Source organism: Ruegeria sp. CL3 (genome assembly GCF_056536505.1).
The window spans coordinates 176,814-203,227 of sequence record NZ_JBQFPT010000003.1 but is presented as its reverse complement, the minus strand read 5'-3'; the positions used below and the strand labels follow the sequence as shown (position 1 = coordinate 203,227).

22 protein-coding genes and 1 riboswitch are annotated in these 26,414 nt (G+C 59.6%); of the genes, 15 read left to right on the top strand and 7 right to left on the bottom strand.

Annotated elements, in window-relative coordinates:
- Positions 1 to 15: 15 nt before the first annotated feature.
- Positions 16 to 951: a DUF726 domain-containing protein gene (locus ACR0NO_RS05375; RefSeq protein WP_480723229.1), complete on the bottom strand. Its 936-nt coding sequence runs from the start codon at positions 949 to 951 to the stop codon at positions 16 to 18.
- Positions 952 to 1,083: 132 nt separating this feature from the next.
- Positions 1,084 to 1,161, top strand: a riboswitch (SAM riboswitch).
- Between the two features lie 65 nt (positions 1,162 to 1,226).
- On the opposite strand from ACR0NO_RS05375, the gene metZ reads away from it, so the two are divergent.
- Both metZ and folE2 read left to right on the top strand, forming a co-directional pair.
- Positions 1,227 to 2,420 carry an O-succinylhomoserine sulfhydrylase gene (gene metZ, locus ACR0NO_RS05370; RefSeq protein ID WP_480723228.1) on the top strand — a complete coding sequence of 398 codons (1,194 nt, stop codon included), beginning with the start codon at positions 1,227 to 1,229 and terminating at the stop codon, positions 2,418 to 2,420.
- A gap of 218 nt (positions 2,421 to 2,638) precedes the next feature.
- Complete coding sequence (gene folE2, locus ACR0NO_RS05365) at positions 2,639 to 3,742, top strand: GTP cyclohydrolase FolE2 (protein ID WP_480723227.1); 1,104 nt, start codon at positions 2,639 to 2,641, stop codon at positions 3,740 to 3,742.
- A gap of 198 nt (positions 3,743 to 3,940) precedes the next feature.
- On the opposite strand, the gene ACR0NO_RS05360 is transcribed toward folE2, so the two are convergent.
- Positions 3,941 to 4,846, bottom strand: a complete 906-nt coding sequence (locus tag ACR0NO_RS05360) for a hypothetical protein (protein WP_480723226.1) — start codon at positions 4,844 to 4,846, stop codon at positions 3,941 to 3,943.
- Between ACR0NO_RS05360 and ACR0NO_RS05355 the strand changes: the two genes are divergently transcribed.
- Both ACR0NO_RS05355 and ACR0NO_RS05350 read left to right on the top strand, forming a co-directional pair.
- Entirely contained in the window at positions 4,845 to 6,293 is a 1,449-nt protein-coding gene (locus ACR0NO_RS05355; RefSeq protein WP_170487681.1) for a TrkH family potassium uptake protein, read from the top strand. The two genes, ACR0NO_RS05360 and ACR0NO_RS05355, sit on opposite strands and share 2 nt — an antisense overlap.
- Positions 6,293 to 7,867, top strand: coding sequence for a 5-guanidino-2-oxopentanoate decarboxylase (locus ACR0NO_RS05350; RefSeq protein WP_480723225.1), 1,575 nt, complete (start codon positions 6,293 to 6,295; stop codon positions 7,865 to 7,867). Before ACR0NO_RS05355 ends, ACR0NO_RS05350 begins: the two co-directional genes overlap by 1 nt.
- Before the next feature lie 60 nt (positions 7,868 to 7,927).
- Here ACR0NO_RS05350 and ACR0NO_RS05345 read toward each other — a convergent pair whose 3' ends face one another.
- Positions 7,928 to 9,667 (bottom strand): serine protease, encoded by a 1,740-nt coding sequence (locus ACR0NO_RS05345; RefSeq protein ID WP_480723224.1) that lies wholly within the window; start codon positions 9,665 to 9,667, stop codon positions 7,928 to 7,930.
- 205 nt (positions 9,668 to 9,872) lie between these two features.
- Here ACR0NO_RS05345 and ACR0NO_RS05340 point away from each other — a divergent pair, with 205 nt between their 5' ends.
- Positions 9,873 to 10,802, top strand: a complete 930-nt coding sequence (locus ACR0NO_RS05340) for a glycine--tRNA ligase subunit alpha (RefSeq protein WP_170376388.1) — start codon at positions 9,873 to 9,875, stop codon at positions 10,800 to 10,802.
- Between the two features lie 8 nt (positions 10,803 to 10,810).
- On the opposite strand, the gene ACR0NO_RS05335 is transcribed toward ACR0NO_RS05340, so the two are convergent.
- The gene (locus ACR0NO_RS05335) at positions 10,811 to 11,443 is read right to left on the bottom strand and encodes a MarC family protein (RefSeq protein WP_480723223.1); all 633 of its coding nucleotides are present in this window, start codon (positions 11,441 to 11,443) and stop codon (positions 10,811 to 10,813) included.
- 79 nt (positions 11,444 to 11,522) lie between these two features.
- Between ACR0NO_RS05335 and ACR0NO_RS05330 the strand changes: the two genes are divergently transcribed.
- The 8 genes from ACR0NO_RS05330 (at position 11,523) to glmM (ending at position 22,410) form a co-directional block, all read left to right on the top strand.
- Positions 11,523 to 12,044, top strand: a complete 522-nt coding sequence (locus tag ACR0NO_RS05330) for a DUF6446 family protein (RefSeq protein WP_170470076.1) — start codon at positions 11,523 to 11,525, stop codon at positions 12,042 to 12,044.
- Between the two features lie 10 nt (positions 12,045 to 12,054).
- On the top strand, positions 12,055 to 13,266 hold the full coding sequence (gltS, locus tag ACR0NO_RS05325; RefSeq protein ID WP_480723222.1) for a sodium/glutamate symporter: 1,212 nt from the start codon (positions 12,055 to 12,057) through the stop codon (positions 13,264 to 13,266).
- A 9-nt stretch (positions 13,267 to 13,275) separates the two neighbouring features.
- Positions 13,276 to 15,495: a glycine--tRNA ligase subunit beta gene (glyS, locus tag ACR0NO_RS05320; RefSeq protein WP_480723221.1), complete on the top strand. Its 2,220-nt coding sequence runs from the start codon at positions 13,276 to 13,278 to the stop codon at positions 15,493 to 15,495.
- A 68-nt stretch (positions 15,496 to 15,563) separates the two neighbouring features.
- A complete protein-coding gene (locus tag ACR0NO_RS05315; RefSeq protein ID WP_480723375.1) occupies positions 15,564 to 18,125 on the top strand; it encodes a putative PEP-binding protein in 2,562 nt (853 codons plus the stop codon).
- Positions 18,126 to 18,311: 186 nt separating this feature from the next.
- Entirely contained in the window at positions 18,312 to 18,953 is a 642-nt protein-coding gene (locus tag ACR0NO_RS05310; RefSeq protein WP_170718198.1) for a cell wall hydrolase, read from the top strand.
- Between the two features lie 163 nt (positions 18,954 to 19,116).
- Complete coding sequence (locus ACR0NO_RS05305) at positions 19,117 to 20,037, top strand: dihydroneopterin aldolase (RefSeq protein ID WP_480671913.1); 921 nt, start codon at positions 19,117 to 19,119, stop codon at positions 20,035 to 20,037.
- Positions 20,034 to 21,032, top strand: a complete 999-nt coding sequence (gene folP, locus ACR0NO_RS05300) for a dihydropteroate synthase (protein WP_480723220.1) — start codon at positions 20,034 to 20,036, stop codon at positions 21,030 to 21,032. The genes ACR0NO_RS05305 and folP overlap by 4 nt, the downstream gene beginning before the upstream one ends.
- Positions 21,033 to 21,066: 34 nt before the next feature.
- Positions 21,067 to 22,410, top strand: a complete 1,344-nt coding sequence (gene glmM / locus ACR0NO_RS05295) for a phosphoglucosamine mutase (protein ID WP_480723219.1) — start codon at positions 21,067 to 21,069, stop codon at positions 22,408 to 22,410.
- Here the strand turns inward: glmM and ACR0NO_RS05290 are convergent.
- A complete protein-coding gene (locus tag ACR0NO_RS05290) occupies positions 22,407 to 23,309 on the bottom strand; it encodes a DMT family transporter (RefSeq protein WP_480723218.1) in 903 nt (300 codons plus the stop codon). The two genes, glmM and ACR0NO_RS05290, sit on opposite strands and share 4 nt — an antisense overlap.
- 121 nt (positions 23,310 to 23,430) lie before the next feature.
- A complete protein-coding gene (gene ilvC / locus ACR0NO_RS05285; RefSeq protein WP_170665343.1) occupies positions 23,431 to 24,453 on the bottom strand; it encodes a ketol-acid reductoisomerase in 1,023 nt (340 codons plus the stop codon).
- A 131-nt stretch (positions 24,454 to 24,584) separates the two neighbouring features.
- Between ilvC and ACR0NO_RS05280 the strand changes: the two genes are divergently transcribed.
- Together ACR0NO_RS05280 and ACR0NO_RS05275 are read left to right on the top strand one after the other, a co-directional pair.
- On the top strand, positions 24,585 to 25,040 hold the full coding sequence (locus ACR0NO_RS05280; RefSeq protein WP_480723217.1) for an Lrp/AsnC family transcriptional regulator: 456 nt from the start codon (positions 24,585 to 24,587) through the stop codon (positions 25,038 to 25,040).
- Positions 25,037 to 25,495 (top strand): Lrp/AsnC family transcriptional regulator, encoded by a 459-nt coding sequence (locus ACR0NO_RS05275; protein ID WP_170376412.1) that lies wholly within the window; start codon positions 25,037 to 25,039, stop codon positions 25,493 to 25,495. Before ACR0NO_RS05280 ends, ACR0NO_RS05275 begins: the two co-directional genes overlap by 4 nt.
- 6 nt (positions 25,496 to 25,501) lie before the next feature.
- Here the strand turns inward: ACR0NO_RS05275 and ACR0NO_RS05270 are convergent, their stop codons facing one another.
- Positions 25,502 to 26,203 carry a GntR family transcriptional regulator gene (locus tag ACR0NO_RS05270; RefSeq protein ID WP_170470049.1) on the bottom strand — a complete coding sequence of 234 codons (702 nt, stop codon included), beginning with the start codon at positions 26,201 to 26,203 and terminating at the stop codon, positions 25,502 to 25,504.
- Between the last annotated feature and the right edge of the window lie 211 nt (positions 26,204 to 26,414).

Genomic DNA, 26,414 nt, shown 5'->3' with positions numbered 1-26,414 from the left:
CTCAAGCTGACGGGATCATGAAGCTTTCTGAGCAAACGGCAAGAGGCCCTGTGGGCGGGGTAGGGCAAAAAACCGTGACCAGCGCCTGTGCGGTTTTTCGGGGATACCGCGTTTGAGCCTTTGCAGGCAGAGGCGCTCGGGGTCGCGCAGCAAGGCGTTGTAGACGCGCAGCACGCCGGGACGCGTGTAGCTGGACCAATGGCAGATACGCCGGTCGGGCGCAGCGAGCGGGAAGATCAGCGCCGACAGGTGATCCACCGTGTCCGGGCAATCGATCTGCAATGTGACCGAGTTTGGTGCCGTCAGGCCCGCGCCAATGCTGACATCGCCACGACAGGGTGGCTGGATGAAGGTTTCATAAAGAAAGTCGAATAGATCGTTCTCGCGGCTGATGATGTTGATGAACTCAGCCGCGTGACCGGCAGGTGTGGTCAGGGCCGCCACGGCGCGGGATTGATAGGCAGCCCCGGTGAGAGAAATGATCCGGCTGAGCGCGCCCGGTGGAATGTGATGCAGAGCCTCCAGCGCCAGTTCGATACCCATAGAATGGCCGATGAAATGGATCGGACGCTTTGGGTTCGAATGATGCACTTGACGAATGACATCAGCCAGTACCTTACCCGCCTCAACGGCACGACGCTGCGCTGACCAAAGCGGGCCCCGCGCGTCCCATCCAACGGCAACGGCAAGACCTTCGTCCTCAAACCCGCTACCAAAGCCCAGATGTTGCGGCCAGCTGGGGCTGTACCAGGGAATCGCCTTGGGATGCAGCGACAGAATATGCCTGTGTGGGCAGGCACCGGCATCGTCGGGCCGATACTTGTATCCGTGGGTCATGACAATGACTGGCCCGTCGGATTGCTGGGCCTCTTGCACAGCCCCGATCAGGGGTCGGGAACTACCATGCAACTCAGCACGTCCGTTTACAGCGTTGATCCTGATTACTGGCATAGCTCTGCCTCATACAAAATGTTGTGGTGCCGCTTTGTCATGACGCTATGACGTTTCCGTGAATGAACGATTACAGAACCGTGACGTCGCAGGCGTCGGGCTTGACGAATTCGCAACTGCGGCGTAAGGGCAACAACACCACGTGGCGATTTGTAACCGGATTGCGGGCCACGCTAAACAACACCGCTAAAAGGTCAGGATGAAAGGCCCCTTTCGCTTGACCGCGTCTGGGGTTTTTTTGATGCGCCTCGGGGAGCGAGGCCGAAAGGAATGACATGAGCGAGAACTGGACCAAACGCACCCAAGCCGTCCATGGCGGCATCCGTCGCAGTCAGTACAACGAGGTGAGCGAAGCGATTTTCCTAACCCAGGGCTTCGTATACGACACTGCCGAGCAGGCCGAGGCCCGGTTCCTGGAATGTGGCCCGGATGAGTTCATCTATGCCCGCTATGGCAACCCGACAGTGTCGATGTTCGAACAGCGTATCGCGGCGCTGGAAGGGTCCGAGGATGCGTTTGCCACAGCGTCCGGCATGGCAGCTGTCAATGGTGCGTTGACCTCGATGCTGAAAGCGGGGGACCATGTGGTCTCGGCCAAGGCGCTGTTCGGGTCGTGTCTGTTCATTCTGGAAAACATCCTGACCCGCTATGGTGTCGAGGTGACGTTTGTCGATGGCACCGATCTTGACCAGTGGGAGGCGGCGATCCGCCCGGACACAAAGGCCGTGTTCTTCGAATCCATGTCGAACCCGACGCTTGAGGTGATCGACATTGCTGCCGTTGCGGAATTGGCCCATTCGGTCGGAGCTTTGGTTCTGGTGGACAACGTGTTCTCGACCCCGGTGTTCTCGCGCGCGGTCGAACAGGGCGCGGATGTGGTGATCTATTCGGCGACCAAACATATCGACGGGCAGGGCCGGGCGCTGGGTGGTGTGATCCTGGGCACCAAGGAGTTCATCCGAGGCACGGTCGAACCCTACATGAAGCATACCGGCGGAGCACTTAGCCCGTTCAGCGCTTGGATCATGCTGAAGGGACTCGAGACGATGGCCCTACGGGTCAACGCGCAGGCCGCAACGGCGCAGTCTGTGGCAGAGGCGCTGGAAGGTCACTCGGCGCTGGAGCGGACGCTGTATCCGGGTCTGAAAACCCATGCGCAGAATGCTCTGGTGCAGACGCAGTTGGGGGGCAAGGGCGGAACCGTGCTGTCGTTGGACATCAAGGGCGGCAAGGACGCCGCCTTTGCGTTTCTGAATGCGCTGACGATCCCGGTAATCTCGAACAATCTGGGGGATGCGAAATCCATCGCGACCCATCCGGCAACCACAACCCATCAGCGTCTGAGCGATGAACAGAAAGATGAGCTGGGTATCACACCCGGTCTGATCCGCCTGTCCATTGGTCTTGAGGATGCAAACGATCTGTTGGCCGATATCCAGCACGCATTGGACGTTTCGCAGGGGAAGTAGATAACGCCTCAAACTGGTGACGCTACAGGCAGAGAGGTGGTGCAACCTGCCTCTCTGATCCACCGAGGTTGGCGTAAACTGTGTCGCTGGCGCGCGCAGAATGCCGGATTTACGCTGGGTTTTTTCGATCCATCCTGTTAATTGGCCCGTATCGGGTTAAACTGGATACTGAACTTCAGCCGTTTTAATTTCGACGGCCAACCGAGGAACCTCAGCCTATGAATGTTCACCCCCGTGACATCGACGACGCCCCCAACAGGGAACAGGCCGCAGAAGCGCTGAAATTGCTGCGGCAATGGGCCAAGACCGCACCTGCGGCCGAGATTAGCCAGTTGGACCCTTCCTTGGTGCGGCTCGTGCCCGGCATGTCGGCGTTGAACTATCCGCCCATGTCACGTGAATATCCCGAAGGTTTTGTCGCGGATGAGGCGTACCGGGCCACATTGCCCGACCTTCAAAACGGCCCGTCCAGCTTGATACGGGGCGCCAAGCAGCAGATTCAGCACGTGGGCATCTCTAACTTTCGCCTGCCGATCCGTTTTCACCGCAAAGATGGGGACGACCTGACGCTTGAGACTTCAGTCACTGGCACGGTGAGCCTTGAGGCCGAGAAGAAGGGCATCAACATGTCCCGTATCATGCGGTCCTTCTATAAACACGCCGAGCGGACCTTCAGCTTTGAGGTGATGGAAGCGGCGCTGAGCGACTATCTTACCGACCTCGACAGTTTCGATGCGCGTCTGCAGATGCGCTTTTCCTATCCGGCCAAGGTGAAAAGCCTGCGCTCTGGGCTGGAGGGCTACCAGTATTACGACATCGCGCTGGAGCTGATCGAACAGAACGGTGTGCGCCAGAAGATCATGCATCTGGACTATGTCTATTCCTCGACTTGCCCCTGCTCGCTGGAATTGAGCGAGCATGCCCGGTCGCAGCGCGGACAGTTGGCGACGCCGCACTCGCAGCGCTCGGTCGCGCGGATTTCGGTACTGGTGGATTGCGACGCCGATTGCCTGTGGTTCGAAGATCTGATCGAGCTGTGCCGCCGTGCGGTTCCGACGGAAACGCAGGTCATGGTCAAACGCGAGGATGAACAGGCTTTTGCCGAGTTGAACGCGGCCAATCCGATCTTCGTTGAAGACGCTGCGCGCCTGTTCTGTGCCGAATTGCTGGCTGATCATCACGTGGGTGATTTCCGCGTGATTGCCAGCCATCAGGAGAGCCTGCACAGCCATGATGCGGTCTCGATCCTGACGGAAGGGCCCACATTTGCGGCCTCCAGCCTTGATCCGCGTCTGTTCACGACCTTATTCCACGTGGGCTAACCCTCCGGAGATGCGGAAAATTTAGCCGCGTCTTTTCGAAAACAGCGCTTTTTCGCCGCAATGCAGCGAAATTTGCTGCGTCTGCGCAGTAAATGGGCTATGAAGGCAGGGAATGCAGCTGCCGCTTGCCCGTCTATACGGGTGTGCCGCCCCCGGAAGGAAGCCGAGACGTGCGACGCCTTGGACTGCAAGACCCCGTCAACCGCCCGAGTGATCGGCGCGGACTGGGCATCCCTCTCTCAGTGTTCCGGCTGCATCGCATTTACAGGAGAGACATGTCATGAACCCAATTTCCCAACCGTTGGAGCTGCAGGCGGCTGCAATGCGCGTGGCTGGATACGCCGTGGTCAGCCAGATGAAGATTATGCAGATCATGGCCCGGTCGGCCATGGAACTGCCGATGGCACCCTTGCACGCGCTGCGCAATACAGCCTCGGAACCGGCCCCGGCCAAACCTGCAGCAAAACGTGTTGCTGCCCCCAAACCTGTTGCCAAACCGGCTGCAAAACCTGCTCCGGCCAAGCGGGCCTCGACTGCCAAGAAAGTACAATCCAAACCCGCCGCATCGAAGCCCAAGGCCGAGCCGGTTGCAAAATTCACCGCCAAACCGCGCCCGGCGGCAAAACCCGCAGCCGCCAAAGTTGCCCCCGCACCCGCGACGCCTAAACCGGCGGCTAAGGCTGCGCCGGCGGCGGCAAAGCCCAAACCGGCTGCTAAGACGACCCCGGCAACAGCAAAGACAAAACCAGCGGCCAAGGCAGCGCCTACACCGGCGACATCCAAACCTGCAGCCAAGGCTGCCGCTGCGCCCGCAACACCTAAGCTTGCGGCTAAGGCAACTCCGGCAAAGACCGTGGCTAAAAAAGCGGCACCGGCCAAAACTCCGGCGGCCCCCAAGACTGCGCCAAAACCCGCAGCAAAGAGACCAAGTGCGGCACCGGCCAAAGCGGCTGCAGCGACCACAGAGGCCCCTAAACCGGCCCCTCGCAAGACACGTGCGCCATCTAAACCGCCCGCGATGCCAAAGGTTGCTGCGAAAACCGACGAGTAATCGGGGTCATCTGCTTGACACGGTCGGGCTGGCGCGCCAACGCTGCGCGTCATGATGGATCTTCGCCCGGTCGGATATGTGATTGGCATGCTGGTCGCCATTCTGGGGGCGACCATGCTGCTGCCTATGCTTGCCGACATGATCGAGGGGCGGGGCGAGTGGCATGTCTTTCTTGAAAGCGCGATCATCACCGTTCTGACCGGCGTTGTCCTTGCGTTGAGCTGCGCCAATGGCGTAGGAGAAGGTCTGACCATCCGTCAGACCTTTTTGCTGACCTCGGGCGTCTGGGTCGCGCTGCCGGTGTTCGGGGCTATCCCGTTTCTGTTTGGCGAGACCGAACTGCGCTTTGTCGATGCGTATTTCGAGGCGATGTCGGGCCTGACCACCACCGGATCGACTGTGATCTCGGGGTTGGATGATCTGCCGCAGGGCCTGCTGCTATGGCGCGGTATCCTGCAATGGCTGGGCGGCATTGGGATCATCGTTGTCGCCATGGTGTTCCTGCCCGAGCTGCGGGTCGGTGGTATGCAAATCTTCCGCTCGGAAGGGTTTGAAACCATGGGGAAAATCCTTCCTCGCGCGCAGGAGATCGCGGGCCAAATCTCGCTGATCTACGTGTTCCTGACACTGGCCTGCGGCCTTGTCTATGCGGCCGTCGGAATGGGATTCTTTGATGCGACGGTCCACGCCATGACCACCATCGCAACGGGCGGATTTTCGAACTACGACAGCTCGTTTGCAACCTTCAGTGGCCCGGCAGAATACGCGGCCTCGGTCTTCATGATCCTCGCAGCGCTGCCTTTCGTGCGCTATGTGCAACTGGCCAATGGCAACACCTCGTCGCTTTGGCAGGACAGTCAAATCCGCGCCTTTCTGGCAACCATTCTGGTACTGGTCGTCGTGATGTCGGTGTTTCTGACCTCGGTCTTTCCGCACCATTGGGAAAGAGCCCTGCGCGAGTCGCTGTTCAATATCACCTCGATCATCTCGGGCACCGGTTATGCAAGTGTCGACTACATGCTCTGGGGCAGCTTCCCGATCATGCTGTTCTTCCTGATCGGCCTGATCGGAGGCTGCGCCGGATCGACCGCCTGTTCGATCAAGGTGTTCCGCTATCAGCTTCTGTTTGCATCGATCAAAACGCAAATCCGGCGCATCCGGTCGCCGCATGGGGTGTTCGTACCGCTCTATGACGGGCGCCCCGTCAGTCGTGACGTTCTGACCTCGGTCATGAGCTTTTTCATGTTCTTCGTCCTGTCGATGGGGATTTTGTCCTGGGCGCTGGCGCTGACCGGACTGGATTTCATCACATCCGTTTCGGGTGCCGCAACGGCGCTGGCCAATGTCGGGCCGGGGCTGGGGAGTCAGATTGGCCCGGCGGGCAATTTCGCCGGCCTGAACGACACCGCAAAATGGCTGTTGACCGCAGGCATGCTGGTTGGTCGGCTCGAGTTGCTGGCCGTCTACGCAATCTTTACCGTCCAATTCTGGAGAGACTGATGAAAAGACCCCTTGGCGCGCAAATCTCCCATATGCTGAGGGATCGCGGCGTGGATGTGATTTTCGGCATTCCCGGCGTCCACAACCAAGAAATGTACCGCGGTATTGAAGAAGCCGGGATCACACACGTGTTGGCTCGGCACGAGCAGGGCGCGGGTTTCATGGCCGATGGCTATGCGCGGGCGACAGGCAAGCCGGGCGTTGCCTATGTCATCACCGGTCCGGGGCTGTGTAACATCATGACGCCGATGGGGCAGGCCTATAGCGACTCGGTCCCGATGCTGGTGCTGTCATCCTGTCTGGATGAGACGCAGGCGCAACGCGGTCAGTTGCATCAGATGAAGGACCAGCAAGGGGCGGCGGGCACTGTCGCGGATTGGTCGGCGCAAGCGAACACTGCGCAGGCTGCCTACGGTCTGGTTGAGCGGGCATTTGAGGAATTCGAACTCTCGCGTCCGAGGCCAAAGCACATACAGGTGCCGATTGCTCAGCTTGAGGGCGTTGCCGATCCCGCGCCATTTCCGAACCAACCGGCCCTGCGCCCCAAGGTGTTTGCCCCGGACGTCGCGCCGGTTGTGTCCTTGCTGAACATCTCCAAACGGCCTTTGTTCATTCTGGGCGGCGGCTGCAAATCGAACGAATGGCGGCAAATCCTGACTCAGCTGGGGGCAGCCTGTTTCACCACCTACGCAGGGCGCGGCATGGTCGGGGCGAACTATCCTTTGGATTTCGGGGCGATGCTGCCTCGGACCGGCAGCGCCGAGGTGATCGCCTCAGCCGATCTGGTGATCGCTGTTGGGGCCGAGCTGGGCGAGGTTGACCTCTGGCGGGAAGAGCTTGGTCATTCGGCGCATCTGGTCCGCGTCGACTTGGACCCCGAGGTCCTATCCGACCGCCATCGCGCTGCTGTCAAAATTCAGGCCGACAGTGCCAGCTTTGCCCGTGCTCTGTGGGCCGTTACCGAAAGCGCCAAACCTGCGGCGGGCTGGACAGATGAGGAAGTCGCCGAGGCGCGCGCCCGCTGGCGGGCCGAGGTCGATGCAGAGCGCCTGGGCATTGTGCCCGTCGCCGATGCGCTGCGCGCCGCGATGCCTGCCGACACCATGATCTATTCCGACATGACCCAATTCGCCTATGCCGCGAAAGAGGTCTGGGACATGGCCTATCCCCATCATTGGCACCATCCGACCGGCTTTGGCACCTTGGGCTATGCGTTGCCCGCTGGCATTGGCGGGGCGGTGGCGCGACGGGGTCGGCCAACGGCGGTGATCGCCGGGGATTATGGGTTCCAGTACACGATGCAAGAGCTGGGCGTGGCGGTGGAACTGGGCCTGTCGCTACCGATTATTCTCTGGGACAACGGTAAGCTGAAAGAGATTGAGGACAGCATGGTCCGGAGCCAGATTGCGCCCAACGCGGTTGTGGCGCGTAATCCTGATTTCTGTAAACTGGCCGAGGCGTTCGGGGCGCTGTCCAGTGCGCCCAAAACTTTGGATGAGATGCAGGAGGCAGTCAAAGCCGCGTTTCAGGCCTCGGGGCCGACACTGATCTATGTGACGCCGGATATTCTTTAGTCGGGCAACAAGAAAGCCGCCGCGCGGATGCGCAGCGGCTTTTTCAGTGTTAGGATATTGTTAGTCCCAGCAATGCACCAGAACAGTCATCCCATTGGCGCGGCGGCTCAGCTCATTGGGTGAGATCTCAGCCGTCTCTTGCGCCGCTTGGCCCGAGATGCCCGCTTGCGTCAGGACGTCGTTCAGCCCTTGGGTCGAAACCGCCAGACTGACCGAGCCGGGCAGGGTGCGGCCCTCGGACGGGGTGGGCAGCAGCATACCGACAACGCTGCCACTGTCGTCAAAGACCGGACCACCGGCATCGCCCGGTTGAGCGGCTAGAGCAAGACGTTTCACACCGGCTTCACCGTTCAGGCCGCGCACGTCCGCGATTTGGCCGAAGGTCAGCGTTGGCGCGCCCAAAACCCCTTCGTAAGAGAAGCCTGAGACCGCGACCTCGGACTGAATACGCGGTTGATCCGTGCGGAACTCGGCCACGTTGATCGGGGCAAGCGACTTGCGCGGACGCAGGACGGAAACACCCAGATCGGCATCCGTCCAGGCCACTTGAAGCTCCTGATCGCCGTCCAGCGTGACACGGCTGCAGCTGTCGGCGGCCTCAGACACAGTTAGGACAGTGCCGGACGCATCCGCAAAGAAGCCCGAACGGGACAGGCGCGGTTTGCGAACCTGAAGCCCCGAGACAAGATCGACGCGCTGCTCAGCATTTGCGCCTGCGCTGGAATCCAGAACCGCATCCGTGGTAGCAAAACTGGCCTTCATCGCGGCCAGAACGCGGGCGCGGCGGGCTTCATCGCCGTCGGGCCAGACCAGCGTGAAGCCTTTGATCTTGCCATCCTTCAGCGCCGCTTCGGTGTAAGAGACGATGCCTTTGCCGCGCCCTTCCAGAGTAAAGCGATCGCCTCGCAGTTCTCGCGGGCCGACCAGTGGCACGATTTCCAGCGACTGCATTACCTCATAAAGCGCGCGCAGGGTGGATTTACCGCCTTCCTGACTGATCAGCAGCGCTTGTGCGTTCAGGTCAGAGGTGCTTTGGAAATGCGCAAAAGGGGCCTCATAGCGATCAAAGGCGATGGCCTCCAGCGGCAGATCGACCGAGATCCCGGCCTGATCGTCGGTGTATCGCGCCATTCCGACGCTGATTAGCGGCGCGTTATAGTCCTCGATCAATGCGGCGCGTTGAACAGTGGTCAGAACGCCGGTCGCCTCATATCCGTTGAAGCTCTGCCAGTCGGCCATCGACCGGCGCGTACCTTGGCCGAAGGCTCCGTCGATGGTCGAGTTGTAGAACCCGGCAGCCTGAAGTGCGGTCTGCAGGTCCTTGCGTTCTTGCGACGTCAGTAAACGTTCGGATTGCAACGCCTGCGAGCGGGTTTCATCCGAAACCTGCGGGGTTGCGTCAGACAGCGTGTCGATGGTGGGCTGTTCGGGTTCGACCGGCCGGGCAACGGTGCCCCGGTTCAACACATTCGCCCCGATCGGCCAGTACTGCTGGCCCAAGGAATTAGAGAAAGTGATGAAACTGTCGCGAGGAATTTGTCCTTCGGCGCGGTAAACCCGCAGCACCTGTTCTGCGTCGCTGCGCAGGTAGGGGCCGATCACAATGGCGTACCAACCGCTGCCCAGGCGAAAACCGTTCACGTCAGGGAGTGCGCGGGCGTAGTCCTGCGCACGATCTTGTGCCTCACGCAGGGATGGCTGCGCCTCGACCTGAACCCAGACACCTTGATCTTGCTGGGCGGTTGCGGCGCGCAGGCCGACCAAAAGAAACAATGAAATTGCCGTAAATACTCGTGTCATTTTCTGCCCGTTTATGCAGTTTTGATGCTTTTGCTCAGAATACCCGATTTCGGGTGGCGAAAGCCATGGCGAGAATGCGGGGAATTTGCGGTGTGGCAGCGCAGATACAGCAGGGACCTATTGGCCCGTTGACGCCCCTCGGCCCCTTGCATAGGAAGGGCCAAACCCATCGGAACCGGGCGCAGGCGCGCCCAAAGGGAATGTCATGACCGATCAGTCCAGCGCACCTCGTTCTTTTCAGGAGATCATCCTGCGGCTTCAGACCTATTGGGCCTCGAAAGGCTGTGCGATTTTGCAGCCTTATGACATGGAGGTCGGGGCAGGGACGTTCCACCCGGCGACAACCCTGCGCGCGCTGGGGTCCAAGGCATGGGCCGCGGCCTATGTTCAACCTTCGCGCCGTCCGACGGACGGGCGCTATGGTGAGAACCCGAACCGCCTGCAGCACTACTATCAGTATCAGGTTCTGATCAAACCCAGCCCGCCGGACCTGCAAGAGCTGTATCTGGGCAGCCTCGAGGCCATCGGCATCGACATGGAGCTGCACGACATCCGTTTTGTCGAGGACGACTGGGAAAGCCCGACCCTCGGCGCCTGGGGCCTAGGGTGGGAGGTCTGGTGCGACGGTATGGAAGTCAGCCAGTTCACCTATTTCCAGCAGGTCGGTGGTCATGATTGCACGCCAGTCTCCGGCGAGCTGACCTATGGTCTAGAGCGTTTGGCGATGTATGTATTGGGCATCGACCATGTGATGGATATGCCGTTCAACGACCCTCAGTCCCCAAGCCCGCTGACATACGGTGACATCTTCAAGCAGACCGAAGAGGAATACGCCCGCTGGAACTTTGATGTGGCCAACACCGAGGTTCTGCTGCGTCATTTCGAAGAGGCCGAGGCCGAATGCGCCACCATTCTGGCGCAACAGCATGATGATCCAAAAACTGGCAAGCGCATCGTGATGGCGCACCCTGCCTATGATCAGTGCATTAAGGCCAGCCACATCTTCAACCTGCTGGACGCGCGTGGGGTGATCTCGGTGACTGAACGCCAGGCCTATATCGGCCGTGTCCGGGCGCTGGCCAAGCAATGCGCGGATGCGTTCGTTCTGACCGAGGCCGCCGGGTACGAGGCCTGATGCAGCGCTCAGGCCAATCCGGGCAGCAATGCCTTGAGGCCGTCAGAAATCATGCCGATGGCGATGGCCGAAAGGATCATGCCCATGAAGCGGCTCATGATGACACGCGCGTTGCTCGAAAGACGTTTGGACAGCCATGGGGCATTCCAGAACGTAATCAGAAGCAAGGCGACGACGGTCAGGAATACACCTGCGAAAACAACAGCTTCAAGCGGCTTGTTGACGTGATGCGCGTACAGGATCAGGGTTGTGATCGTGCCTGGACCGACCAGAATGGGAAAGGCCAGCGGGTAGAACGCGACTGTGTCAGGCGCAGGATAGGCCTCTTTTTCTCCGTCCGTCCCGTGATGCGAGGTGCTTTCGTTGCCGTTCAGCATGTTCAGGCCGATCATGAGCACGACCAACCCTCCGGCGACGCGCAGATGGTCTACGCTGATGCCGAACAGGCTCAGCGTCTGACTGCCAATGGCCGCGAACGCACCGCCCAGGATCAAACAGTAGAGCGCGGTTTTGACTGCGACTTTACGTTGATCCGTAGGGGGCAGGTCCTGCGTAACACTCAGGAACACAGGCAGGTTGGTGATCGGGTTCATGATCGCAAACAGCGCACCAAAGAACCCAACGGCGAGGGTCGATTCCATGAAAACACCCTTGTGGTTTCCAGTTTCCATCCGAAACCTGTCCGATTTTTCAGGAACTTGAAAGAGGCAGCCTAAGACAATGACGGGAAAATTGCTTGCGATCATTCTGGGGCTTTCGGCTGTGATGGCCGGGGCGGGCATGTATTACCTGCAAGTCTACGGCTTTTACTATGAGGTCGAACCGAAGCCCGGACAGGACGTCGCCCTTTTGCCTGTGGATGGCGAAACTCCCCAGCCGATTGCCTATTCTTCTTTTCAGGCGATTGATGCCGATAGCTCTCCGATCCGGTATCGAGCCTGTTTCAACACGGACCTCTCCGAAGAACAATTGTTAGGTTTCATGCCGGTCGAGAATGCAGAGCCCCTGACAGCTCCGGGTTGGTTTGATTGCTATGATGCGGCCGCCGTGGCCGAAGCGTTGAAAACCGGGCAGGCGCAGGCCTACATGAGCGCGAAGAATATCCACTACGGAGTCGACCGCATTGTCGCGATCACTGAAGATGGGCGGGGCTTTGTCTGGCATTCCCTGAACAATTGCGGTGAAAAAGCCTATGATGGCACCGTGGTGGGCGAGGAATGCCCTCCCAGACCGCAGCAGTAAGGAGACCGCCATGCAGCACGTCGTCGAAATCCCTGAGTTTCTGACGGCGACCTTGGGTTTTGCCGTCTACCTGCTTGGCGCACGGATCAATGATCGCGTCGCCGCACTTCGCAATTTCAACATCCCCGAACCCGTGACCGGAGGGTTGCTGGCTTCGTTTGCCGTTCTGGCGCTGTATTTGATATTTGATCTTGAACTCGCATTCGAGCTGGGTACGCGGGATTTTCTACTGGTCGTATTTTTTGCCGGGATCGGATTGAATGCACGTCTGTCGGATCTGATTTCGGGCGGCAAGCCGCTGTTTTTGCTTTTGATCCTGACCCTCTTGACGATCGTTGCGCAAAACGTGATCGGTGCGGCTGGGGCTTCCATGTTCGGTTATCCGGCGCAGGCGGGTGTTCTATTCGGCTCGGCGGCGCTGATCGGCGGGCACGGGACGGCAATCGCATGGGCGCCCGAAGTTGCGCGGGCGACAGGGTTGGACAGCGCGACCGAGTTGGGTGTTGCCGTTGCAACGCTAGGTTTGGTTCTGGCCGCCCTGGTCGGTGGACCGATTGCGCGGTTGCTGGTTGAAGGGCGCAATCTCAGCCCCGACCGTCCGGACGAAGGGCCCAGTGTCGGATTGCCGGACGAAACAGAAGGCAGGGCGCTCGATATCGACCACGTGTCGATCATGCGCGTTTTGCTGCATCTCAACCTCGCGATCATTGCGGGTTATTCTCTGGGCGAAGCGATCGCAGCTGCTGGTCTCAAGCTGCCGCTGTTCGTGCCATGTTTGATCATGGGAATCGTCATCGCCAATGTGCGCGCCTTAGTGGCACCGTCGGCCCCACCGGTATCGCGCACGCCGTCTCTGGCGTTGATCTCGGAATTTGCCTTGGGCGCGTTTCTGGCCATGTCCTTGATGAGCCTTCAGCTTTGGACCATCGCCGAACTCGGCATGGCCATCGTCGTCATCATGTCCGGCCAGACCCTGTTCACAGTGGTTTTCGTGCTGTGGGTGCTGTTTCCGGTCATGGGCTCAAATTACCGCGCCGCGGTGCTGGCTGCGGGGTTCGGAGGCTTCGCCTTGGGCGCAACCCCCACTGCTATTGCGAATATGACGGCGGTAACCAAGCGATATGGTCCATCGCCTATTGCCTTTATCGTGCTGCCCCTTGTATCCGCATTCTTTGTGGATATCGCCAATGCCATCGTCATCCAGACGATCGTAAATTTCTAAGGACCGAAAATGCCCGACCTGCTGATCGAACTGTTTTCCGAGGAGATCCCCGCGCGTATGCAGACCCGCGCGGGTGAGGACCTGAAAAAGCGGATCACCGATGGTCTGGTTGAGGCCGGTTTGACCTATGCCTCTGCTGCTGCCCTGACCACGCCGCGTCGCCTGACTTTGGCAGTCGAAGGGCTGCTGTCTGAGAGCCCCACGATCCGCGAGGAACGCAAAGGCCCCAAGGTCGGGGCACCTGACAAAGCGATCGAAGGCTTCCTGCGCGGCGCTGGTCTGACCCGCGACCAGCTAGAGGAACGCGACACCCCCAAAGGTGCGGTCTATTTCGCCCAGATCGAAAAGCCCGGCCGCCCGGCGGCCGAGATCGTGGCCGAGGTGCTTGAGGCCACGATCCGCAACTTCCCATGGCCCAAGTCGATGCGCTGGGGCTCTGGCCCGATGCGGTGGGTGCGGCCTTTGCACTCCATCCTGTGCATTCTGACCGATGAGGCGGGCGCGCAAATCGTTCCGCTTGAGGTCGAAGGCATCACCTCTGGCGACACGACTGAGGGCCACCGGTTCATGGCTCCGAACCGTTTTGCCGTCACCTCGTTCGAGGATTACGCCGCCAAGCTGAAACGCGCCTTCGTGGTCCTGTCGCCCGAGGAACGCGCCGAGCATATCTGGAACGACGCCCAGAACATGGGTTTTGCCGCCGGTCTGGAAGTGGTCGATGACAAAGGCCTTCTGGCCGAGGTCGCTGGTCTGGTCGAATGGCCCGTGGTGCTGATGGGGCAGATTGACGACGAATTCCTCGACCTGCCGCCTGAGGTGCTGCAGACCTCGATGAAAGAGCACCAGAAGTTCTTTTCCGTGAAGAACCCCAAAACCGGCCGGATCGAGCGTTTCATCACCGTCGCCAACCGCGAAACTGCTGACAATGGCGCGACCATTCTGGCCGGGAACCAGAAGGTCCTTTCGGCCCGTCTGGCGGATGCCAAGTTCTTCTGGGAAAACGACCTGCGCATCGCCAAATCGGACATCGCCCAATGGACCCGCGCGCTGGAGAATGTGACCTTTCACAACAAGCTGGGCACACAGGCGGAACGCATAGAGCGCATCGCCGCACTTGCCCGCGAGTTGGCGCCTATGATCGGAGCGGATGCCGATCAGGCCGAAAAAGCCGCACGTCTGGCCAAGGCCGATCTGAGCTCTGAAATGGTGTATGAATTCCCTGAACTTCAGGGGCTTATGGGCCGCTATTACATCGAAGCAGCGGGCGAGAACGCCGCCGTGGCCGCTGTGGCACAGGACCACTACTCGCCGCTTGGCCCGTCAGATGACGTGCCGACCACGTCGCTTTCGGTGACCGTGGCGCTGGCCGACAAGCTGGACACGCTAACCGGGTTCTGGGCGATTGATGAGAAGCCGACCGGTTCGAAAGACCCGTTTGCTCTGCGTCGTGCCGCATTGGGTGTAACTCGATTGATACTCGAAAACAATCTGCGGCTGTCTTTGGATCGGTTCTTTGACAGCCAACTGATACGAGCAGAAAGCGCAATCAATGAGGCACTGCCGGAAGCCAATGTTCTTGATCTGTTGGAAGAAATCGCAGAACGAGGTGTCTTTGGTGCTGCATTCCAGACAGTTAGAGATCGAGTAGATGATTTGCCTGCGGCAGCTTTTCTTGAACTTGAGAAAAAGGTCCCAGACGCATCTGACGATCTTCTGTCGTTTTTCCACGACCGCCTTAAAGTCTTCCTCCGTGATGAGGGCATCCGTCACGACGTCATCGACGCCTGTATTGCGATGGACGGCAATGATGACCTCAACCTGCTGGTCAAACGCGCCCGCGCACTGAACGCGGTGATCGCGACCGAGGATGGGGAAAACCTCGTGCAGGGGTTCAAGCGGGCCAACAACATCCTGACGCAGGCCGAAGAGAAGGACGGGGTCGAATACTCCTACGGTGCGGATGTGAAATTCGCCGAGACCGACAGCGAAAAGGCTCTGTTCGCGGGGCTGGATGCCGCTCAGGCGCAGATTGATCCGGCGCTCAGGGCCGAGGATTTCCCGACCGCCATGGCGGCCATGGCCGCCCTGCGTGGGCCGGTGGATGCGTTTTTTGAGGATGTGCAGGTCAATACTGACAATGACATCCTGCGCCGCAACCGTCTGAACTTGCTCAGTCAGATACGCTCGGTCTGTTCCAGCGTTGCCGATCTGACCAAGATCGAAGGCTAAAGCTCCGGGCGCGCGGATTTGCGCGCCCAGATCACCCTTGCGTGACGGGCGCAGGGGCCTATGCTGCGGTGAAACCAAAAGGTGCCGCAGTGCAGAATAATCCGCATACCACGCTCATCACGTCCACCGCGCCCGTTGCCCCGCACACCCATGGGGGGCGGGCAAAGTGCCTACAACGTCTGGTCCGGTTGGAGATGCCGGTGCCGCGCACGGTCGCGTTGTCTTTTGACGCGGTGCAGCGCATCGCCGAAGGACAAATCCCCGATCTGGCCGCAATCCTCGAGCAATTCGAACCGACGGCCTTGTTGTGTGTGCGTCCCAGTTCCGAGGACCCCGATTGGGGCGGTCCCGGTGCGGTTCTGAATATCGGCATGAACGAAGCGCGGTTTGCCGAGCTGTCGAACTCGATGGGCGATGAGCCTGCCGCAGCCATGTATCTGCGCTTTGTGCAAAGCTACGCGATCCATGTGGCGCGTTTGGATGCGGATGTGTTCGACGAGATCGACGAGGACGGTGTCGCGGGGCTGAAGCGCACTCTGCACGCCTATGAGGATGAGACCGATGAGGTTTTCCCCGAGGATCGTGGTGAGCAGTTGATTGGCGTTCTGCGCTCGATGGCGCGGGCATGGGATGGCACCTCGGCGCGCCTGTTGCGTCAGGCCAAAGGGGCTCCTGCCGATGCCGGGCTAGGGCTGGTCATCCAAGAGATGATCCCGGGCGTTGGGCAGGGCGAATGCGGCTCGGGCGTATTGCAACTGGTGGATCCGACAACCGGTATGCCTCAGATCACCGGTCGATACCTGAGCCAGAGCCAGGGGCGGGATGCGTTGGGCGAAGACGTCTCGGCGCTGTATCTTGAGAAAGACCCGAGGGGGCCGTCACTGGAAGAAGTGGCGCCCAACGCATTTGCCGATCTAAAGTCCCAGGCTGCTTTGATGCGCGAGAAGCTGCGCGAGGAAATGCAGGTCGAATTCGTGATCCAGAACGGCAAGGTGCATATTCTGGACGGTGTACGTGTTCAGCGAACCTCGCGCGCGGCGATGCGGATTGCAGTGCGTTTGGCTGAAGACGGTATCATCCCCCCACAAGAGGCGGTGATGCGCGTGGACCCGCATGCACTGAACGAGCTGCTGCACCGGCAGGTCCACCCTGAAGCAGAGCGAGATGTACTGACCACCGCGATTGGAGCAAGTCCGGGGGCGTCGACCGGCAAGATCGTGTTTACGGCCGCTGAGGCGCAAGCCAGCGCCGCGCGGGGCGAGGCCTGTGTTCTGGTGCGCCGCGAAACCTCGCCCGAGGATGTGCGGGGCATGCATGCCGCGGTTGCCGTACTGACCGAAAAGGGCGGCATGACCAGCCATGCCGCCGTGATTGGGCGTGGTTTGGGTCTGCCTTGCATTGTCGGCGCGTCAGAGATGCGGTTCCAGACCAAGAAGAAAATGCTGACGACCCCGGATGGGCGAGTGTTCAAGACCGGTGACGTTTTGACGATCGACGGAAGCTCGGGGCAGGTTCTGGCGGGGCAGCCCGAGATGCTCGAGGCCGCACTGGACGACTGTTTCCAGACTCTCATGGGCTGGGCGGATGCCGAGCGGGACATCGAAATCCGCGCCAATGCCGATACCCCTGCAGATGCGCAGACCGCGCGGAACTTTCAGGCGCAGGGCATCGGCCTGTGCCGGACCGAGCACATGTTCTTTGATCCCGGCCGCTTGATCGTGATGCGCGAGATGATCTTTGCGCAGACCTCCTCGGGCCGGGCTGCCGTGTTGGAGCGTTTGCTGCCCATGCAGCGCGACGATTTCGTGCAGCTTTTCCGTATCATGGAAGGGCAGCCGGTCTGCATTCGTCTGTTTGACCCGCCGCTGCACGAATTCCTGCCCACCACCCGCGGTGGCCAGCGCGAACTGGCCGAAGCGCTGGATCTGCCTGTCTCGGATGTGGAGCGTCGTGTCTCCGCAATGACCGAATACAACCCGATGCTGGGTCTGCGCGGGGTTCGCCTGGGCGTTACGGTGCCCGAAATCTACGACATGCAGGCCCGCGCGATCTTTGAAGCCACGCTGGAGGCCCGCAAGAACGGAGCGCCAGTTGTACCCGAGGTGATGATCCCTCTGGTTTCGGCCAAGCGAGAGGTTGAGTTGGTAAAGTCCCGCATCGACTCGGTGGCAGCAGCTGTCGCAGCGGAAAAGGGGCAGGAGTTCGAATACCGCCTCGGAGTTATGGTCGAAACGCCACGCGCCTGCCTGCGTGCTGAAGAGATTGCACCAAACACCGCGTTTTTAAGCTTCGGAACCAACGACCTGACCCAGATGACCTATGGTCTTTCACGCGACGACGCGGGGCGTTTCATGTCGGCCTATGTCCGGCAGGGGGTGTTCACAGAGGACCCGTTCCATGTTTTGGACGCGGACGGGGTTGGCGAATTGCTCAAGCTTGGGTCTGAAAGGGGGCGCGCGGCACAGCCCGATGTGACCCTTTCAGTCTGCGGAGAACACGGCGGAAACCCCGAATCAATCGCCATTTGCCGCGATCTTGGCTTTGACTATGTGTCCTGCTCTCCGTTCCGGGTACCGGTCGCTCGGCTGGCTGCCGCTCAACTGGCGATTTCGTCCAGACTTGGGGGTTGACAGCGGCCTCAAACCCCATGATTAGTGGTCAATAAGCGAACTTGTGGTGGAATTGTTTTTCCCCACGAGCGAATTTCCACTTGTATTTGCCTCTGATCTGGACCTTTGCGCAAGACTGCGCTAAATGCCTCGTCGCGCCCGCCGGGGGAGGGTTTGGCGCGTGAAGTGCCTGTGCGAGGTTATCTGATGCTACGTTACATAATGGCTGTTGCCACATTGGCGGCAACCGTGCTGCCGAGTGCGTCCTACGCTGAGAGGGAAGCTACGGATGCCGATAAGAAAGAACTGGTTGCCCGCAGTGAATTGCCGGGGCAGAGCTTTCGGGATTATCTGAAATTATTCCAGCCGCGCAAAGTGGTGGAACCGATCAAAGTGTCCTATTCCAAGGATTGGCTGGACCAACAGCCCAAAGCGTCCGGAGATGAAGGCTGGAAATGCCTGTCAGAGGCGCTGTATTTTGAAGCCCGCGGCGAAAGCGTGCGCGGTCAGTTTGCAGTGGCCGAGGTTATCCTGAACCGGGTCAAGAGCAGCCGCTTTCCCGACAGCCTTTGCGGTGTGATCCGTCAGGGGACCGGTAAAAAGTACCAGTGCCAGTTCACCTATACATGTGATGGCCGCAAGGAAGTGATCCACGAGAAGAAAGCCTTTGAGCGTGTCTCGAAAGTCGCCCGCGCGGCGATGGATGGCGTTGCCAAAGAGCTGACCGAAGGGGCGACCCACTATCATACCACTGCGGTTCGCCCGTCCTGGGCGCGGGTTTATAAACAGACGGCGAAGATTGGTGTTCACATCTTCTACCGTCACAATTACCGCACTGCGAGCAACTGAGGCAGGTCTAGCGCTGCGTCTTGAATTCAAGGCGCAGCGTATACCATTGCACGCAGAAAAAGCGTCGAAATCAGCGGTTGGAATGGCGTTTGTATGAATGCTATAGGCCCTCGAAACGCCTAGACTGGGCGAAAGTTTCACCGAGCCCAAGAAGGCCTGACCCATGAGTTCTGAAATCCGCCTCGCTTTTGCGCACCCCTCTGAACGGTCCGAGGCGACCTCGCCCAGAGGGCCTTTGGATCGCATCTCGCTGCGTGATCATACTGTCGAGGTTGAGATCGGTGCCTTTCAGGCCGAACGCGGCACAACCCAGCGTATCTGTTTCAATATCGTGGTTGAGGTGCGTCCGCTGACCTCGGATATTGATGACGATGTGGATCGTATCCTGTCCTATGACCGCGTGACCGAGGCGATTGCTTATGAACTGGCGGCCGAGCGTCTGAACCTGTTGGAAACGCTGGCTGAACGTGTGGCCGAACGTATCCTGCTGGAGCCGCAAGCGGTTCGCGTTTTTGTCCGGATCGAAAAGCTTGATCGTGGCCCCGGTGCGCTTGGGGTCGAGATCGTGCGCGGCAAGGACGCTGTGCATCACGACGTCGTCGAAGAGGAACGCCCTCATCCACGTCTTGTTTATCTGTCGAATGAGGCGATGGCGTCGGACAATCTGACCGGCTGGATCGATCAGTTGGAAAACCGTCAGCGTCCCTTGATCCTGTGTGTCGGGGCCTCTGACCTTCCAGTACCGCAGACGGGTCACGCTATGACCCAGCGCCGCATCGACCTTTTGTCGATCGAACAGAACGCGTGGGTTCTGGCCGCGTGCGATCATCGCTGCGTGGTTGTGTCGACCCGGACCGAGCTGGACTGGGCGATGAAGAACGGCCAGATTTGCGTCTGGGCCCCGTCAAAGATCGTTCTGGATGCTGTTGACGGCCCCTCGGCCGCGCCATCCGACGCGGTCGCGCTGGCGGCATGGTTTGCCGCCACCTTTGAGGCCAGCGAGATGATGGTGATCGGAGGCGCATTGCCGAAAGAGCCGAAAACGCCGCTGCGTGCTGTGGCCATTGATCAGGCACAATTGTGAGCCGCTACTACCGACCACTGGTACAGCACGGTGCGGCTCGTCCGGATGACGCCATGCCTTTGGCCGGGCAATCGCTCTGGTTCACTCATGCCGAAGCGCTTGCGCGGGATGGAACGTCTCTGGTCGTAGCCGCAGCGGATATCCCCGCGGATGTGCTACACCGCCTCAGCCGTCCGCGCGCGGCCCTGTCCGGTTTGGATATGGTACGCCCACATATCATGGGCATTCTGAACGCAACGCCTGACAGTTTCTCAGACGGTGGCATCCACAGCTCGGTTGAGGCCGCTCGGGCAGGGGCCATTGAGATGGTCTCGCACGGCGCCACGATTCTGGATATCGGCGGAGAATCCACACGTCCTGGTGCAGATTTCGTCCCAGCAGACGAAGAGATCACCCGGACCCGCCCGGTGATCGAAGCGATCCGGTCTGAGACAAACGCCCTGATCTCAATCGACACACGCAAAGCTGCTGTGGCCAAAGCGGCCTGCGAGGCCGGGGCGGGGCTGGTCAATGATGTCTCGGGCTTCACGTACGACCCGGAACTTGCGCCGTTCTGCGCAGGGCTGGGCGCGCCGGTCTGTGTCATGCATATGCAGGGCGATCCTGCGACCATGCAGGACAATCCGGTCTATGAAAACGTGGTGCTGGATGTCTACGATTTTCTGGCCGGTCAGATCGAACGGCTTGAGGCGTTGGGCCTGAATCGGGATCTGATCATCGTCGATCCGGGCATCGGTTTCGGCAAGACCGAGGATCACAATCTGGCCCTGCTGCGTAACTTGAGCCTGTTCCACGGTTTGGGTTGCCCGCTTCTACTGGGCGTCTCGCGCAAGGGCTTTATCGGCTCCATCGGGCAGGAGCCGCGAAAAACCGCGCGCGCGCCGGGGTCAATCGCGGTTGCTCTGGACGGATTGTCCCAGGGCGTGCAGATCATTCGGGTCCATGACGTGGCTGAGACAGCTCAGGCCTTGCGCCTATGGGCTGCCGTCCGTTAATCCGGTCACAAGCAGATTTTACGGAGAGTCGACTATGCGCAAGCTGTTCGGAACTGACGGTGTGCGAGGCACAGCCAATACGCATCCGATGACAGCAGAAATGGCCTTGCGCATAGGTGCGGCGGTCGGGCGCTATTTCCGGCGCGACACGACCGGAGTTCACCGCGTGGTCATCGGCAAGGATACGCGCCTGTCCGGCTATATGCTGGAAAACGCGCTGACGGCGGGTTTGACTTCGACCGGTATGAACGTATTACTGTTGGGTCCGGTTCCGACCCCTGCGGTGGGTCTGATGACCCAATCCATGCGTGCGGATCTGGGGGTTATGATCTCGGCCAGCCACAATCCGGCGGAAGATAACGGCATCAAGTTCTTCGGGCCTGACGGATATAAACTCTCAGATCAGGCCGAGCTTGAGATCGAGCGTTTGATCGAAGAAGGCGTCAACTCCGCTAAGGCGCAGAATATCGGGCGTGCCCGTCGGGTTGATGACGCGCGGTTCCGTTATGGGGAGCGGGTCAAATCCTCGCTTCCGCGCGATGTGCGTCTGGATGGTTTGAAAGTGGTGATCGACTGCGCCAATGGGGCAGCCCATCGCACGGCGCCCGAGGTCCTGTGGGAGCTTGGTGCCGAAGTCATCCCGATGGGCGTGTCGCCGGACGGCAAGAACATCAATCTCGAATGTGGTTCAACCAAGCCGCGCGTGGCTGCGGAAACCGTTGTGTCGCATGGCGCGGATGTGGGTATCTGCCTCGATGGCGACGCGGATCGGGTCGTAGTGATTGACGAAAACGGCAAGGTTGCCGATGGCGATCAACTGATGGCCCTGTTGGCCGGGGCTTGGGCTCGGGCCGAGCAGCTGCGTGGCGGTGCTTTGGTGGCGACGGTCATGTCAAACCTCGGGTTGGAGCGGCATCTGCAAGGGCAAGGCCTGCGGCTGGAGCGGACGGCGGTCGGGGATCGCTATGTCGTGGAACGGATGCGGCAAGGCGGCTTCAACCTTGGTGGCGAACAATCCGGCCATATCGTCATGAGCGACTATGCCACAACCGGCGACGGCCTAATGGCTGGGCTACATTTCCTGTCCGAGATGGTTCTGAGCGGACGCAAAGCCTCTGAGCTTGCGCAGCAGTTTGAAACGGTGCCTCAGCTGTTGAAGAATGTGCGCTACCAACAGGGTCAATTGCCTCTTGAGGTGGCCAGCGTTCAAGCCGCGATTGCCGATGCCGAAGCACGCCTGAACGGGCAAGGTCGTTTGCTGATCCGAAAGTCAGGGACCGAGCCTCTGATCCGTGTCATGGCTGAATGCGAAGATGCCGCCCTTCTGACGCAGGTGGTTGATGGCATTGTCGCCGAGGTTGAAGCAGCGGCGTCCTAGCGCCCGATTAGAGCTTTGCGCAGGCTGAACCACTGGCTGATGGCCATGCCCGTCAGGATCAGGGTCAGCGCGATGTAGAATCGCAGGGGCAGGGCCTCGGACAGGATCCACGCTCCGAAAACCATCGACCAGACGGGGACCTGATAGTTCACGAGGGTCAAAAACACCGACCCTGCGCTGCGCGTGATGGACACGCGCAAGAGGTTCGCCAAGGCCGTTGGCACTAGGCCCAAGACGATCAGCGCCAGAGTAGGGCGGGTGCCTTGCCAGTCGGGCACCCCCTCGGTCATCAGCATGATCGGCAGCAGCAGCGCCGCGCCCACCAGCAATGTCAGGGCTGCCAGCGCAACCGGATCAACCGGAGGGCACCGCCGCGTCAGGATGGATGAAACCGCATAGCACAGTGCCGCCGTGATGCAGGCCATTTGCGCAAGTGGTTCGGTTCCTTGGCCTAGTTGCAAAAGCCCCGGACCGATCAGGACCAACGCGCCAGAAAACCCAAGACAAACCCCAAGAAATCGACGCAGATTGAGCGGTTCGTCCGAGAAGAAATGCGCCAGTGGCAGCACCATCAAGGGGATGGCCGCCATAGACAGGCCCGCAAAGGCCGATGGTACGAATTGCTGCCCCCAACTCAGCAGCATGAACGGTATCGCCGTGGACAGCACGCCGATCAGGATGATCGAGCCGCCAAGCACCGGGGTGAGGGTTGGAAACCGACGTCCGGTGATCCGCATCAGCAAGAGCAGTGTCAAAGCGCCAAGCGTGGTGCGGGATGTTGCAACCGTGATCGGGCCATACCCCTCAAGCGCCATGGCCACGACCATGAACGTACCGCCCCAGATAAGGCCTAGCGAGAAGACGCCAATCCAATCCTGTTTTGTGGGCTGGGACACCATGTTAGCACCTGTGGGTTGGAAAAAATCGCTTTTGATCAGACGTTTATGGGCCGAGTTTTACGCGGGTGCAAATGAAAAAGGGCGGCCATACGGGCCGCCCTTTCGCCGACGGGTGCCGGGCTTAGTTCTTTTCTTTGTCAACCATTTTACCGGCCGAGATCCAGGGCATCATGGCGCGCAGTTTGGCACCTGTTTCCTCGATCATATGCTCGTCGTTGGCACGGCGCGACGCTTTGATGGTCGGCTGGCCAACGGCGTTTTCCAGCATGAAGTCACGAACGAATTTACCCTGCTGGATGTCGTTCAGAACTTCCTTCATACGCGCTTTGGTCTCGTCGTATTTCAGGATACGCGGACCGGTGACGTACTGGCCGTACTCAGCCGTGTTCGAGATCGAGTAATCCATGTTAGCGATGCCACCTTCGTAGATCAGGTCAACGATCAGCTTCACTTCGTGCAGACACTCGAAATAGGCCATCTCGGGCGCGTAGCCCGCTTCGACCAGAGTTTCAAAGCCGCAGCGGATCAGCTCAACCAGGCCACCGCACAGAACAGCTTGTTCGCCGAACAGGTCGGTTTCGCATTCTTCACGGAAGTTGGTCTCGATGATGCCCGAGCGACCGCCACCGATGGCCGAGCAGTAGGAAAGGCCGATTTCCAGTGCTTTGCCGGTTGCGTCGTTGTTGACGGCAACAAGGCAAGGCACGCCGCCGCCTTTGGTGTATTCGCCACGAACGGTGTGGCCGGGGCCTTTGGGAGCCATCATGATGACGTCGACGCCTTCTTTCGGCTCGATAAGGCCGAAGTGGACGTTCAGGCCGTGAGCGAAGGCAATGGCCGAGCCGGGCTTGATGTTGTCATGCACGTATTTCTTGTAGGTTTCAGCCTGCAGTTCGTCGGGCATGGTGAACATGATGACGTCGCACCATGCTGCCGCTTCGGCGATACCCATGACCGTCAGGCCTTCAGCTTCGGCTTTCTTGGCCGAGGGCGAACCTTCGCGCAGGGCGACGACCAGGTTCTTCGCACCCGAGTCGCGCAGGTTCAGCGCGTGCGCGTGACCTTGGCTGCCATAGCCCAGGATGGCCACTTTTTTGTCTTTGATCAGGTTGATGTCGCAATCGCGATCGTAGTAGACGCGCATTTCGCTGGTCCTTTCTGTTTCGATTGCTGTGCTTTTAGCCCGAGCCTTTGGTATTGGCGATAGGGTTGGGATTGAGTATTTGTAAAAAAGATGAAGAATAATTCCTCAATTAGGCATAACGTGAAAAAATCATGCTTGATGATGTTGATCGGCGGATACTGCGCCATTTCCAGGCGGACCCAAGCCTGACAACGGCTGAACTTGCTGAACGGTGCCGTATCAGTTCGGGTGTTTGCTGGCGACGGATCGAAAAGATGCAGGCGGCAGGGGTGATCGAAGGTCAAGAGGCCGTGATCGACTGGGCCGCCTTGGGCTACGCGATCGAGGTCTCATTGCGGATCACGCTGGACAAGACGCAGGCTCGGGCATTTGACGAATTCACCGTGGCCGCGCGCGAGGTTGCCGAGGTGATCGAAATCCAGACCTTCCTTGGACGCGTGGATGTGCGCCTTTCGGTTTTGGCGCGGGATATGGCGCACTATCAGCAGGTCTATCGGGACCGCATTCTGACCCTGCCGCATATTGCCGATATCGAAGCCTTGATGCACATCGCGCGCCTCAAACGGGACGAGGTGCTGCCAGTATGATCGAGCTGGATGAGATCGACCGCAAGATCCTGCGCGCGCTGGTGCAGGACGCAACCCAAAGTGCCGGTGCGCTTGGGCGTCGTCTGGATCTGTCGCAACCCGCCACGTGGCGGCGTATTCGCCGGCTGGAAGAGGCGGGCGTAATCAAGGGCCGTCGTCTACGCCTGAATGCCGAGGCTTTGGGGTTCGGCGTCACCGTCTTTCTCGGCGTCAAGCTGGCGCGCAAAGGGCAGGTGAGCCTTGAGGATTTCGAGCGCGCCGTCAGCGCCATCCCCGAGGTACAGACCGTCGAGCATGTTTTAGGGTTATACGACTATCGCCTGCGCGTGGTGGCGCGGGATCTTTCGGATTTCGAACGGGTCCTGCGGCGGCGGATCATGACCCTTCCGGGTGCCGGCGATGTCGAGGCAAATGTCTTGCTCAGCGAAGAACGTTTGCCCGGGCCAATTGGCTGAACGGGATCAGTATTTGGTGCGGATGCAGAAGCCCGGATGATGCGTCATCCGCGCAAAGGTCAGGGGTTTTTCATCCTTCCAGGTTGTGCGCTCCAATTGAATCATCGACGTGCCTGCGGTGGTGCCCATGAACTCGGCCAATCGGCTGTCGGCTGACACGGCGCAAAAGGCAACCTCGGCATCGGTGAACGGTGCTGCATTCAGCAGCCATTCGTGCGGGCCATTGTCGCTAAGGTCGGCCTGCTCGACTTCGGGGACGGTTTCAAGGTTGATCCAGCGCTCTTCTAACTGAAACGGTCTGTTGTCGGAGTAGTGCATGCAAATGACGTGCAGGATGCGCGCATCTGGCGCGACGCTGAGCTGCGATGCCAGCCAGCCGGGGCTGGTGACAACGTTGCGCTCGACCAGGGCATAGCGATACGCCGCGTTCTGGTTTTCAACCACCTGACGAGTCAACGAAAACTCCAGCTTGGCATGTTTGCTGGGCTCTTTCTTGACGCGTGTTCCGCTTTTGCGTTTGCGTTCGACGACCCCTTGATCGGCCAGTTCGCGCAGGGCGCGGTTAACGGTCGCGCGGGCGCAATTGAACTCTTCCGCCAGCTGGGTCTCGGTCGGCAGCAATGATCCCTGAGGCCAAATACGGCTTTCGATCCTGCGCTTTACTTCATCTCGAACACTCTGAAAGCTGATCCGCTTATTTGCAGTCACGGGTTTTAATTTCCCTTCGTTTTAAAAGTGTATGCATCTGGGCAGAAGCACGCAGAAGTGTAAAGGGTATGTGATACTAGTTGGCGTCAATACTAAAATATTGGCGCGTTTGAGGGTTAATTTTTACTGAAAAACAAAGATGACTTTGCGTCACCTTTTCGTCGGAAATGCGCTTTACCAGCAATGATAATGTGTTGAAGGTGCCGTCAAC